Origin of the sequence: Dysosmobacter sp. Sow4_B12, assembly GCF_052116665.1 — a bacterium.
GTDB lineage: Bacteria > Bacillota > Clostridia > Oscillospirales > Oscillospiraceae > Oscillibacter.
Window position 1 is genome coordinate 172,789 of record NZ_JBQKKR010000003.1, and the last position, 12,186, is coordinate 184,974.

Below are 12,186 nucleotides of genomic sequence, written 5' to 3' on the forward strand. Positions count from 1 at the left end.
CCTTTTGATTTATCTTCTGCGGCGGCCCCGGTAGCTTTGGCGGGAACTGGACCGAACGCTGCGGCCGTAGCGGTAGCGGCGGCGGCCGAAGATGAGCTTCCACAGCAGCACCAGCACCACCAACACCGCCAGCACGATGCCGGCGATCCTGACAGCGGGCTTGGCGAAAAACAGCTTCACATCCCGCCAGAAGGTCAGCAGCTTGGAGGCCTCCACGTCGTTGAGGGCCAGCAGGTCCTCCGAGGCGTAGACCGTTCCCTTATAGGAAAGCTGGATGGTGCCCAGCTTGTCCCCGGCGGCAATGGGAGCCTCCACTGGGTCGGAGCGCAGGGTGATGGTCCGCTCCAGGTCCTCCGGCGCCAGGCCGTTGGGCATCAGCACCTCCACGTCCCGGGCGGGGTGGACAGTGACATGGTCAATCTTGGACAGGGACACCGCTACCTCCTTGGGGTATTCGTTGGCGGAGAGGATGCTCTTATAGGAGAAGTTGTCAAAGCCCCAGTTGAACAGGCGGTTGGTCTCGTAAAAGCTCATGGTGCGGATCTCGCCGTCCTCCAAAGTCAGACGGTCACAGCCCAACACCACGCTGATGAAGCTGAGGCTGCCCTTGGCGGCGGAGGACACCAGACAGTGGCCCGCCTCGGAGGTGGAGCCGGTTTTGATGCCATGGGCATCCTTGTTGACATAGCCCCGGGACCGCCACACGGAGATGAGGTAGTTGGTGGAGTGGAGGGAACGGGCTTCGTGGAGGTTGGTGGCGGGCAGGGTGATGTCCCCGGTGTCGCTGATGCGGACGAAGTCCGGATGGGTCAAGGCCTCCCGGGTGATGAGGTACAGGTCCCAGGCGGAGGTGTAGTGCTGGCTGTCGTGGAGACCGGTGGGGTTGACGAAATGGGTGTTTTCACAGCCCAGAGCCTGGGCCTTGGCGTTCATCTGCTCCGCAAAGGCGTCCACGGAGCCGGCCACGGCCTCCGCCAGAATGACGCAGGCCTCGTTGGCGGACACCACCAGCATGCAGTAGAGCAGCTGCTCCACCGTCATGATCTCGCCGGTTTTGATGCCGGCGGTGCTGCCGGCGGTGTCCAGGGACTCGATGGTGGAGGAGGCGGTGATCTCCTGGTCCAGGGACAGCCGGCCGCTGTCCACAGCCTCCATGACCAGCAGCGCCGTCATGATCTTGGTGAGACTGGCGGGATACAGCTCTTGATGCTCATTTTTGGCATAGACGATGGAGCCGGTATTGGCGTCCACCAGCAGTGCCGCCTTGGCCTGAATATCCGGGTCCTCCGGCAGCACCGGCTCCTCAGCGGCGGCAAAGGAGGTGGCCGTCAAGCTCACCAGCAGCGTGAACAATAAAAAAACAGATAAAAAACGCTTTGCTTTCATGTGCAACTCCCGCAATCTATGATATACTGTGATTAGCTGTTTCCAAGAAGCGTGCCGTGTGACACGGTTCGACAATTACAATCATTATACCAAAAAAAACAGGGGAGTTCAACAGTGAGAGCGGCGGGAAAAGCCACCAAAACGGAAAAATGCCTGTTGGGTCTGACGGCGGTGTTTTTGTGCCTGCTGGCAGGGCTGAGCCTCTATGACGCCCGCCGGACAGAGCCGGTGCGCATCCGGACGGAGCATTCCGCCTCCCAGGAGGAGCTGGTGCCGGACCTTGTGCCCCTGGACCTAAACACCGCCACGACGGAGGAACTGGCCGGCCTGCCGGGCATCGGCACGGAGCTGGCGGCGCGGATCGTGGCGTACCGGGAGGCCAACGGGGCCTTCGGGACCGTGGAGGAGCTGCTGGAGGTCAGCGGAATCGGAGAGAAGAAGCTGGCCGGCCTGGAGGGCCGTGTCTTTGTGGAGAGAGAGGAAGCGAAATGAAGATCCTGGTCGTAGACGACGAAAAACTGCTGGTGAAGGGCATGAAATTCAATCTGGAGAACGAGGGCTACGAGGTGGAGTGCGCCTATGACGGTGCCGCCGCCGTGGAGCTGGCCCGGAACGGCCAGTTCGACCTCATCATCCTGGACGTGATGATGCCGGAGGTGGACGGGCTGGAGGCCTGCATGCGCATCCGGGAGTTTTCCAATGTGCCCATCATCATGCTCACCGCCAAAAGCGAGGATGCCGACAAGCTCATGGGCTTTGAGTGCGGGGCGGATGATTACCTCACGAAGCCCTTCAACATCCTGGAGCTGAAGGCCCGGGTCCGGGCCCTGCTGCGGCGGGCCGCCGGCGTGCAGCGGAACCGGGGCGCCATTTTGGCGGCGGGAGATCTGAGCCTCAACACAGAGGAACGGGTGGCCATCCGGGACGGCCAGACCGTGGAGCTCACCGCCAAGGAGTATGACCTCATCGAGCTTTTGATGCGCAACCCCCGGCGGGTATACAGCCGGGAAAACCTGATGAACGTGGTGTGGGGCTATTCCTACGCCGGAGATTACCGGACCGTGGATGTGCACATCCGCCGCCTGCGGGAAAAGCTGGAGAAAAACCCGGCGGAGCCGGACCACATCATGACCAAGTGGGGAGTGGGGTACTATTTCAAGGGATAAGAGCTCCTTTTGGAGCAGTCTGCAGGTAAAATTCGGCCTCAGCTACATTTTGGTCATCGCGGCGGTGCTGATGCTGCTGAACACATATCCCCTGCTGGTGTCGGAGGACCTGGTGTTCCGCTCCAAGGCCACCACCCTCCAGTCCAGCGTGTCCGTTATGGTGTACTCCCTCTCGGGCCTGGACAAGCTGAACGAGGAGAATGTCTCCGCGGCCATGGCGGTGGTGGAGGAGACGGGCCTTTCCCGCATCCTGGTGACGGATGGCGCCGGAAAGGTCCTCTATGACACCCGGGAGACCGGAAACGCCGTGGGGGAATATGCCCTTTACACGGAGATCGTCCAGGCCTTGATGGGCAACGACGCCTTCATCTGCAATTACCAGGGCGGCGCCTTCCGCAGCCGCGCCTCTTCGCCGGTGCTGTATCAAAACCAGATCATCGGCGCCGTGTACGCCTATGAGTATGACACGGAGCAGGCGGCCCTGCTGAAGGGCCTGCAGGAAAACCTGCTGCGGCTGTCCGCCGTCATCGCCGTGATGGTGCTGGTGCTGAGCATGGTGCTGTCCCGGGCGCTGACCCGGAAGATCGGACGGCTGCTCACCGCCATCCGCCAGGTGCGGGAGGGCGCTTACAGCCACCGGGCGGAGATCCCGGGGCGGGACGAGATCGCCCAGATCGGACAGGAGTTCAACAGCCTCACGGACCGGCTGCAGAAGACGGAGAATGCCCGGCGGCGCTTTGTGTCCGACGCCTCCCACGAGCTGAAAACGCCCCTGGCCGCCATCCGGCTGCTGACGGATTCCATTTTGCAGACAGAGGACATCGACGCCGCCACCACCCGGGAGTTCGTGGCGGACATCGGCCAGGAGGCGGAGCGCCTCAGCCGCATCACCGAGGACCTGCTGCGGCTGACCCGGCTGGACAGCGGTGTGCTGGACCCGCCGGCGCGGGTGGATGTGCTGCCGGTTTTGGAGCAGGTCATGCGGATGATGAGCCTGGTGGCCCAGGAACGGCGGGTGGATTTGACCTACGAGGCTGCCGGCGCGTGCACCGTGATGGCCACCCGGGATGAGATCCATCAAGTCATCTACAATTTGACGGACAATGCCGTGAAATACTCCGGCGCCGGCGGCGCGGTCCAGGTCTCCCTCCGCAAAGAGGGGGAATGGGTGGTGCTGGAAGTGGCGGATAACGGACCCGGCATCCCGGAGACGGACATCGACCGGGTGTTTGAGCGATTTTACCGGGTGGACAAGGCCCGTTCCCGGAGCGCCGGCGGCACCGGCCTGGGACTGTCCATCGTGAGAGACACTGTGGAAAAGCGGGGCGGAGCCGTGGACGCGGCCAACCGCCCGGGCGGCGGCGCGGTGTTCACCGCCCGCTGGCCCTGGAAGGGAGGGGAGCCATCGTGAAACGGATGCTTGCCCTGTGTGCCCTGCTGGCGGTGCTCACCGGCTGCACCTACGCGGCGGTGGCGGGAAGGCAGGAGGCCGAGAGCTACGACCTCTATTTCCGGGAAAAGGACCTCACGGCCGCAGCCGGCGGCGACGCCCTTCGGGCGGAGCAGATCTACCTGCCTGCCGATATTTCCCGGGAGGATACCGCCCGGATGGCGGAAGAGCTGCTGACAGAGCTTTTGAAGGGCCCGCTGGACGAATCGCTGAAAAGTCCCTTTCCCACGGGAACGGTCTTGAATACCTTGACGCTGGAGGGCGGACGGGCCGTGGTGGACTTGACCGCGGCCTACGGAGCGCTGTCCGGCGTGTCGCTGACCTTGGCGGATTACGCTATCACGCTGACGCTGACCCAGCTGCCGGGAATATCCGAGGTGCGGGTCACAGTCCGGGGACAGGAGCTGGATTACCGGGGCACCCAGCGGCTTCGTCCCCGGGATGTGCTTTTCACCACCACGGAGGATGTGGTGGGCACGGTGGCGGTCACGCTGTACTTCCAGAATGAGGAGGGGCGGCTGGTCCCCACGGACATGGAGCTGAAGCTCTATGAGGGTGATACCCAGGCAGGCGCGGTCATCAAGGCCCTGGAGGAGGGACCGGAGGAAAAGGGCCTGCGGCCCGTGTTCCCGGAGGCCTTCCGGGTGAAATCCGCCTGGCTGGAGGAGGACGCGTGTTATGTGAACCTCAGCTCGGCCGTACTGCCGGAGCTGACGGACGAGCAGGCGCTGCTGACAGCTGTCCGGGCACTGGTACAGTCCCTATGCTCCCTGGAGAGCGTGGACGAGGTGCAGTTCCTGGTGGACGGTGAGTTTACCCGGTCCTATGGGGCGGTCCCCGTGGCGGAGCCCTATCTTCCGGAAAACTGAAACGCTGCGAAGGCACCGCGGACGTTTTGCCCGCGGTGCTTTTCTATGGGCGGAAAAACAGGCGCACCGCCAGGGCGGAGGCGGCAAAGCCCGTCAAGTCCGCGGCCAGAGCCGCCGGCACCGCGTGGCGGGTGCGGTGGATGCCGGCGGAGCCGAAATAGACGGCGATGGTGTAGAAGGTGGTCTCCGTGCTGCCCAGCATGACAGCGGCCACCCGGCCGATGTAGCTGTCCGGCCCGTGGGTGCGCATCAGGTCCGTGGCCACCGCCAGGGCGCCGCTGCCGGAGATGGGGCGGATGAGCAGGAGGGGCGCCGTCTCTGACGGGATGCCCAGCCAGCCCAGCACCGGCGCCAGCAGGCCGGAGAGCCACTCCATGGCGCCGGAGGCCCGGAACATGCTCACGGCGGTCAAAAGGCCCACCAGGGCGGGAACGATGCGCAGCAGCACCGTCAGTCCCTCTTCGGCACCGTGGGTCAAGGCGCCGTAGATGTCCACCCGCCGGCCAAGGCCAAAGGCCGCCACCGCCGCCAGCAGTATGGGGACCACCAGGGAGCTGAGATTCATGACCGCCTCCTTCCCGCCAGGGCCAGCAGCCAGGCCGCCGTCAGCCCCGCCGCCACGGAGAGAACGGAGGAAAACCACACCGCTGGCAGAATGTCAAAGGGCGTCCGGCAGCCGGCGGCGGCACGGACGGAGGCGATGGTGGCGGGCAGCAGCTGGATGGAGGCGGTGTTCAGCACCACCAGCCGGCACAGCTCGTCGCTGGCGACGCCGCCGCAGCCCCGGGCCATCCTGCGGGCCGCCCGGATGCCCAGGGGCGTGGCGGCGTTGCCCAGGCCCAGCAGGTTGGCCGACACATTGGCGGACACCGCCGCCAGGGTCTCGCTGTCCTGGCTGGCCTCCGGCAGCAGCCGACGCAGCAGGGGGCGGAAGGCCCGGGCAAGACTTCCGGAGAGGCCGCAGACGTTCATGATCTCCATTACGCCGGACCACAGGCACAGCACGCCGGCCATGGACAGGCTCAGCTCCACCGCACTCTGGGCACCGGAGAGGGCGGCCTCCGACACCGCGTCCATGCGGCCGGTAGCCGCGCCGAACAGCAGGGAGAGGAGGACCATCCCGCCCCATATCCGCGACATGGCCATAAGCATTTCCTCCTTTTATCAAAAATGCGCAAAATTGTGAATGAAGTTTGAATTTTTGAAAGTTTAAATTGACATTTAATGACAGGTTGTGATATTGTCAGTAGGCCAAAACGAGAGAAATATCGGCAGGAAAGGAGTAATACTGTGAAAGCGACTGGAATTGTGCGAAAAGTCGACGAATTGGGTCGAATCGTGCTCCCCATTGAAATGCGCCGCACCCTGGACATCGCGGAAAAAGACGCACTGGAAATCTATGTGGAGGGTTCGTCCGTCATTCTGAAAAAATACAGACCCAGCTGTATTTTTTGCGACGGAACCAAGGACATCACCGTATTCAAAGGCAAGAACGTCTGCCCAAAATGTCTGAAGGAACTGAAAGCTCTGTAAGCGCCGCGCTTGCTGAACATGGAAAAACCGCCCCGGTCTGATCAGCCGGAGCGGTTTTATGTTTTTGATGCCTCACTTTTCCAGGGCGGCGGCGTACAGCTCGTTTTTGGAGAGGCCGGTGTGGGCGGCGACCTCCTTGGCGGCGTCCTTCAGACGCATGCCGCCTTCCACCAAGGCCCGCACCTGGGCCACGCCGTCCGTCAAGGTGACAGCGGCATCCTCCTGCTTCTCCGCGCCGGCCACCACCAGCACGTATTCGCCCTTGGGGTCGCGGTCCTGATAATAGGCCACGGCTTCCCCTAGCGTGCAGCGCCGGGTCTCCTCGTGAAGTTTTGTCAGCTCCCGGCACAGGGCGATCCGCCGCTCCGGGCCGAAGGCGGCGCACAGGTCCTCCAGCGTGGTGCGGAGCTTGTGGGGCGCCTCGTGGAAGATCATGGTCCGTTCTTCATTTTGCAGGCTGTCCAGATGGGCCTTGCGGCTCTTTTTGTTGACGGTGAGAAAGCCTTCAAAGGTGAAGCGCCCCGTGGGCAGGCCGCTGACCGCCAGGGCGTTCACCGCCGCGCAGCAGCCGGGAATGGCGATGACCTCCACGCCGTTTTCTCCGCATAGGCGCACCAGGTCCTCGCCGGGGTCGGAGATGGCGGGGGTGCCGGCGTCCGTCACCAGGGCGCAGGATTCACCCGCCTGCAGCCGTGCAAGGATGCTCTGCCCGGCGGAGACGTGGTTGTGTTCATGGTAGCTGACCAGGGGCTTTTTGATGCCGAAGTGGTTTAAAAGCTTCACGGATACCCGGGTGTCCTCCGCCGCGATGAAATCCACTGCCTCCATGGTCTCCACAGCCCGGGGCGAAAAATCCCCCAGGTTGCCGATGGGGGTGGCCACTAGATACAAGGTGCCGCTCATGGCAAGTCCTCCTGTTGTCTGAAATAGATGGCGTCCAGCTCCGCCGTGGGGGAGCCGTCGGGATACTGCAAAATCAAGGGCGCTTCCACGGTGAGGCCCGGCTTTCCGCCCCGGCACCCCTCCGCCAGCACCAGGGAGGGAGCTCGGTCCGCCCGCACTTGAACGAAGCGCAGCCGCTTGGGCTCCATGGCGCCGGAGCGCATGGCCTCCAGCAGGTCCGTCAGCCGCTCCGGCTTGTGGACCAGGCACAGCCTGCCGCCCCAGCGGAGCAGATAGGCCGCCGCATGGCACACATCCTCCAGCGTGCAGGCCACCTCCGCCCGGGCGGTGCGGCGGGTATCCGATGGGGCCAGGGCGCCGCTCCGGGGCGGGTAATAGGGCGGGTTGCACACCGCCAGGTCAAAGCTGCCGGTGGGAAACAGGGTTTTGACCTCCCGCAGGTCGGCGGCGTAAAAGGTCATTTGGCCCCCGAGGCCGTTTTCCTCCGCTGCCCGCTCCGCCAGACGGATGGCCTGGGGCTGGATGTCCACGCCGGTAACGCGCAGCCCCGGCTGCCGCTGCATCAGCAGCAGCCCTAAAAGTCCCGTGCCGCAGCCTAGGTCCACGGTCCGCAGCCCCGGCCGCAGCTTGGGCAGGGAGGAGAGGGCAAACGTGTCCGTTCCGGGAGGGAACAGCTCGTCGTCATAGACAAAGCAGTATCCGCCGGGTTTTAAGCGTTCCCAGTGTTCCATGGTGCCAGCCTCCTCTCCTGCTAAGGTGCATTATAGCGGAAAACAAAAAGCCCCGCAAGCTTAAGCTTGCGGGGCTTTTATGTATCCCTTTTAGATTAGTCCTCGGGGACGATGGCACCGTTGGGGCAGGTGTCGCTGCAAGAACCGCAGTCCAGGCAGGCGGCAGCGTCGATCACATACTGATCGTCGCCCTGGCTGATGGCACCAGCGGGGCAGACATCCGCGCAGGAACCGCAGCTGACGCAGGCAGAAGTAATCTTGTAAGCCATGGGAAGCACCTCCATAAGATTTGTGATTTTCATTTTACCATACAATTCTGAAAAAGCAAGCATATCCCGTTAAAAATTTGTCTTTGATTTTGCAAAGAAGAATTGCCGTTCATAATTTGTTTTCAAAAAGGTCAAAGAAAGTCAAAAATGACCTCTTGACAATTGACCGGACGGTGGTATACTAGCATCAGAACAAAAGGTTAAAGAAAGTCAAAGTCAAAATGAAATAGGCTTTCAACAGAAAGGAATGGTACGTGCGTGGGGATTTCGGATTTGATCGCCAGCTTTCTTCAAGAGAGCCTGGACGAAGCGGAAAACGGTGTGCTGGAGGTCCAGCGCAATGATCTGGCCCAGCGCTTCAACTGTGTACCCAGTCAGATCAATTACGTCATGAGCACCCGGTTCTCCCCGGAGCGGGGCTACATCGTGGAAAGCCGCCGGGGCGGCAACGGATACATCCGCATCACCCGGGTCCAGGTGGACCGGCAGACACTGATGATGCATGTCATCAATTCCCTGGGCGACCAGGTGGACCTGCCCTCCGCCAGAGCCATCCTCAGCAATCTGGTCCACACCGAGGCGCTGGAGGAGACTGTGGCGCGGAGCCTGCTGGCCGCCGTGGGCGACAAGGCGCTTTCCGCTGTGCCCCGGGAATCCCGGGACCGGGTGCGGGCGGATATTATGAAGCAGGTCTTGATCTTACAGGTGTAAGCGCATGACCGGCATCAAATCAGGCAATGAATAATAGATAGATGCGATATAGGAGGAATCGATTATGAAATGCGAGAATTGTGGCAAGAATGAAGTCACCTTTATTTACCAGAGCAACATCAACGGCAAGGTCACGGAAAAGCACCTTTGCAGCGAATGCGCCGAGCAGCTGGGCTACACCCAGAAAATCGCGGCCCACAACCGCTCCATGATGCAGAATTTCTTCGGCGGAAGCCTGCTGGGCAACGGCTTTTTCGACGATTTCTTCTCTCCCATGCCCAGTCTGATGGGCCGGAGCGGCTGGCTGCTGGAGGACCCCTTCGACGACTTCTTCGCCGAGATGCCCGCCCTCAGTGCGGCGCCGGTCCAGCAGCAGGAGGAGCAGCAGAAGCAGCAGAATGACCTGGTGGGCAAGGAGGAGCAGAGCCGCTTCGCCTATATGCGCCAGGTGAACGCTTTAAAGCTGGAAATGAAGAAGGCTGTCCATCAAGAGAACTTTGAGCGGGCCGCCCAGCTGCGGGACCAGATCCACCAGCTGGAAGCGGAACACAAGGAGAGCAAGTAACCACAGGATATTCCCAAAAGGGAGGTAAGCACTATGAATGAAAATAAATTTACGCCCGGAGCCGAAGAGGCTCTGCGGCTTTCCCAGGAAGCGGCGGGGGAGCTGGGCCACGGCTACGTGGGCACCGAGCACCTGCTGCTGGGCTTGATCCGGGAGGGTGAGGGCGTTGCCCACACCGTGCTGACGGAGGCGGGCCTCACGGACGATATGATCGTGGAGATCATCAAGACCAGCGTGGGCGTCGGCCTGCCCGGCAGCAATCCCGCCCAGGGGCTGACGCCCCGGGCCAAGCACGTGGTGGAGATCGCCATGGAGGATTCCATCCGGGGCGGCTACAACTACGTGGGCACCGAGCACCTGCTGGCCGGCATCCTGCGGGAGGGCAACAACATGGCGGTCCGAATCCTGCGGACCGCCGGTGTGGACGCCAAGCACCTGTACACCGCCCTCATGCAGAAGCTCAGTGACAGCCCCCGCGGCCGCGGCGCCGAGGGAGCAAAGGCCGCCGCCAAGGATGACGGCGGTAAAAACAAGACCTTGAAGGAGTTTACCCGGGATTTGACGGCGGATGCCCGCTCCGGCAAGCTGGACCCGGTCATCGGGCGGGACAGCGAGATCCAGCGGGTCATCCAGATCCTCTCCCGCCGCACCAAGAACAACCCCTGCCTCATCGGTGAGCCCGGCGTGGGCAAGACCGCCATCGCCGAGGGACTGGCCCGGAAGATCGTCATGGGCGATGTGCCCGATGACCTGCTGGACAAGCGCCTGTTGTCCCTGGATCTTTCCGGCATGGTGGCCGGAACCAAGTACCGGGGCGAGTTTGAAGAGCGCATCAAGAAGGTGCTGGAGGAGGTCCAGAAGTCCGGCAACGTGATCCTCTTCATCGATGAGCTGCACACCATCGTGGGCGCCGGCTCCGCCGAGGGCGCCGTGGACGCGGCCAACATCATCAAGCCGGCCCTGGGCCGGGGCGAGATCCAGGTCATCGGCGCCACCACCCTCAACGAGTACCGCAAGTATATCGAAAAGGACGCCGCCCTGGAGCGCCGGTTCCAGCCGGTGCAGGTGGGCGAGCCCAGCCAGGAGGCGTCTCTGGAGATATTGAAGGGCCTGCGGGAGAAATATGAGCAGCACCACAAGCTGCACATCACCGATGAGGCCCTGGAGGCTGCCGTCAGTCTCTCCGCCCGGTATATCAACGACCGCTTCCTGCCGGACAAGGCCATCGACCTAATGGATGAGGCCGCCAGCCGCGTCCGCATGGAGACCGAGGAGCTGTCTCCCGAGCTGAAGAGCCTGGAGGAGAAGATCAACGCCCTGGTCAAGGACAAGGAAGCCGCCATCGCCGCCCAGGATTACGAAAAGGCCGCCCAGCTGCGGGACATCGAAAAGGATTACCGGGAGCAGGTGGAGCAGGAGCGGGATAAGCGAAAGAAAAACAACGCCCAGCACCGGCCTGTCACCGAGGAGGACATCGCCGCCGTGGTGTCCGGCTGGACCGGCATCCCCGTCACCCGTTTGACGGAGGACGAGGGAGAGCGGCTGCTGCATATGGAGGATACCCTCCACAAGCGTGTGGTGGGCCAGGACGAGGCCGTGAAGGCCGTGGCCCGGGCAATCCGCCGCGGCCGTGTGGGACTGAAGGACCCCAAGCGCCCCATCGGCTCCTTCCTGTTCCTGGGCCCCACCGGCGTGGGCAAGACGGAGCTGTGCAAGTCCCTGGCGGAGGCCATGTTCGGCGATGAGAACGCCATGATCCGCATTGATATGTCCGAATACATGGAGCGGCATACGGTGTCCCGCCTCATCGGTTCTCCTCCCGGCTATGTTGGCCACGACGAGGGCGGCCAGCTGACGGAAAAGGTTCGCCGCAAGCCCTACTCCGTGGTGCTGTTCGACGAGATCGAAAAGGCCCACGAGGACGTTTGGAACGTGCTGCTGCAGATTTTGGACGACGGCCGTATTACGGATTCCCAGGGCCGCACCGTGGACTTCAAAAACACCGTCATCGTCATGACCAGCAACATCGGCGCCAAGGCCTTGACTGCCGCGGGCGCCAAGCTGGGCTTCTCCTCCGAGGAGCACGCCGCGGACCCCGGCGCGGAGGCCGCGTTCCAGCGGGCCAAGGACACGGTCATGGCGGAACTGCGCCAGACCTTCCGTCCCGAGTTCTTGAACCGTATCGATGACATTATCGTCTTCCGCTCCTTGACCCAGGAGGACATCCAGGAAGTGGCCCGCCGGATGCTGGACACCGTTTCCGCCCGGATGGAGACCATGGGCATCCATCTGGACGCCAGCGATGAGGCAGTGGCGGAGCTGGCCAAGGAGGGCTTTGACCCCAAGTACGGCGCTCGTCCCCTGCGCCGCGCCATCCAGAGCAAGGTGGAGGACGCTGTGGCGGAGAAGATGCTGGACGGCACCTTCCGCTCCGGCGACACCGCCCGCCTAACGGTGGAGGACGACAAGCTCTGCGTCACCAAATAACCAAAATGTCCGCTTTTCGGCATTGACCGAAAAGCGGACATTTTCTTTGTAAAATCCGGATTTTCACATAAAAACAGAAGAATTTTTGAAAAAACAGCAAAAATTTGAGCTTTTTG

Annotated in this window: 14 protein-coding genes; 8 read left to right on the forward strand and 6 right to left on the reverse strand. The window is 62.5% G+C overall.

Annotated features, from left to right (window positions below; translation table 11 throughout):
- Positions 1-9: 9 nt before the first annotated feature.
- A complete protein-coding gene (locus ACTQ4R_RS05920) occupies positions 10-1,386 on the reverse strand; it encodes a D-alanyl-D-alanine carboxypeptidase family protein (RefSeq protein WP_441626765.1) in 1,377 nt (458 codons plus the stop codon).
- A 114-nt stretch (positions 1,387-1,500) separates the two neighbouring features.
- Here ACTQ4R_RS05920 and ACTQ4R_RS05925 point away from each other — a divergent pair, with 114 nt between their 5' ends.
- From ACTQ4R_RS05925 to ACTQ4R_RS05940, 4 genes are read left to right on the forward strand one after another with little or no spacing between them, the layout of a single operon-like run.
- Positions 1,501-1,878, forward strand: coding sequence for a ComEA family DNA-binding protein (locus ACTQ4R_RS05925; protein WP_441626767.1), 378 nt, complete (start codon positions 1,501-1,503; stop codon positions 1,876-1,878).
- Positions 1,875-2,552 carry a response regulator transcription factor gene (locus tag ACTQ4R_RS05930; RefSeq protein ID WP_441626769.1) on the forward strand — a complete coding sequence of 226 codons (678 nt, stop codon included), beginning with the start codon at positions 1,875-1,877 and terminating at the stop codon, positions 2,550-2,552. Before ACTQ4R_RS05925 ends, ACTQ4R_RS05930 begins: the two co-directional genes overlap by 4 nt.
- A gap of 49 nt (positions 2,553-2,601) precedes the next feature.
- A complete protein-coding gene (locus tag ACTQ4R_RS05935) occupies positions 2,602-3,963 on the forward strand; it encodes a sensor histidine kinase (RefSeq protein ID WP_441626771.1) in 1,362 nt (453 codons plus the stop codon).
- 5 nt (positions 3,964-3,968) lie between these two features.
- Positions 3,969-4,871: a GerMN domain-containing protein gene (locus ACTQ4R_RS05940; protein WP_441626858.1), complete on the forward strand. Its 903-nt coding sequence runs from the start codon at positions 3,969-3,971 to the stop codon at positions 4,869-4,871.
- Positions 4,872-4,914: 43 nt separating this feature from the next.
- Here the strand turns inward: ACTQ4R_RS05940 and ACTQ4R_RS05945 are convergent, their stop codons facing one another.
- Both ACTQ4R_RS05945 and ACTQ4R_RS05950 read right to left on the reverse strand, forming a co-directional pair.
- The gene (locus ACTQ4R_RS05945; RefSeq protein WP_441626773.1) at positions 4,915-5,436 is read right to left on the reverse strand and encodes a spore maturation protein; all 522 of its coding nucleotides are present in this window, start codon (positions 5,434-5,436) and stop codon (positions 4,915-4,917) included.
- Complete coding sequence (locus ACTQ4R_RS05950; protein WP_441626775.1) at positions 5,433-6,011, reverse strand: spore maturation protein A; 579 nt, start codon at positions 6,009-6,011, stop codon at positions 5,433-5,435. The genes ACTQ4R_RS05945 and ACTQ4R_RS05950 overlap by 4 nt, the downstream gene beginning before the upstream one ends.
- A gap of 150 nt (positions 6,012-6,161) precedes the next feature.
- Here ACTQ4R_RS05950 and ACTQ4R_RS05955 point away from each other — a divergent pair, with 150 nt between their 5' ends.
- Positions 6,162-6,404 (forward strand): AbrB/MazE/SpoVT family DNA-binding domain-containing protein, encoded by a 243-nt coding sequence (locus ACTQ4R_RS05955; protein WP_441626777.1) that lies wholly within the window; start codon positions 6,162-6,164, stop codon positions 6,402-6,404.
- 72 nt (positions 6,405-6,476) lie between these two features.
- Here ACTQ4R_RS05955 and rsmI read toward each other — a convergent pair whose 3' ends face one another.
- The 3 genes from rsmI to ACTQ4R_RS05970 form a co-directional block, all read right to left on the reverse strand.
- On the reverse strand, positions 6,477-7,307 hold the full coding sequence (gene rsmI / locus ACTQ4R_RS05960; RefSeq protein ID WP_441626779.1) for a 16S rRNA (cytidine(1402)-2'-O)-methyltransferase: 831 nt from the start codon (positions 7,305-7,307) through the stop codon (positions 6,477-6,479).
- A complete protein-coding gene (locus tag ACTQ4R_RS05965) occupies positions 7,304-8,038 on the reverse strand; it encodes a tRNA1(Val) (adenine(37)-N6)-methyltransferase (RefSeq protein ID WP_441626781.1) in 735 nt (244 codons plus the stop codon). Before ACTQ4R_RS05965 ends, rsmI begins: the two co-directional genes overlap by 4 nt.
- A gap of 95 nt (positions 8,039-8,133) precedes the next feature.
- A complete protein-coding gene (locus tag ACTQ4R_RS05970; RefSeq protein ID WP_441626783.1) occupies positions 8,134-8,307 on the reverse strand; it encodes a DUF362 domain-containing protein in 174 nt (57 codons plus the stop codon).
- A 273-nt stretch (positions 8,308-8,580) separates the two neighbouring features.
- Between ACTQ4R_RS05970 and ACTQ4R_RS05975 the strand changes: the two genes are divergently transcribed.
- The 3 genes from ACTQ4R_RS05975 (at position 8,581) to ACTQ4R_RS05985 (ending at position 12,070) form a co-directional block, all read left to right on the forward strand.
- Positions 8,581-9,018: a CtsR family transcriptional regulator gene (locus tag ACTQ4R_RS05975; protein WP_441626785.1), complete on the forward strand. Its 438-nt coding sequence runs from the start codon at positions 8,581-8,583 to the stop codon at positions 9,016-9,018.
- 64 nt (positions 9,019-9,082) lie between these two features.
- The gene (locus ACTQ4R_RS05980; RefSeq protein ID WP_441626787.1) at positions 9,083-9,583 is read left to right on the forward strand and encodes a UvrB/UvrC motif-containing protein; all 501 of its coding nucleotides are present in this window, start codon (positions 9,083-9,085) and stop codon (positions 9,581-9,583) included.
- A 33-nt stretch (positions 9,584-9,616) separates the two neighbouring features.
- Entirely contained in the window at positions 9,617-12,070 is a 2,454-nt protein-coding gene (locus ACTQ4R_RS05985) for an ATP-dependent Clp protease ATP-binding subunit (RefSeq protein WP_441626789.1), read from the forward strand.
- Positions 12,071-12,186: the final 116 nt, after the last annotated feature.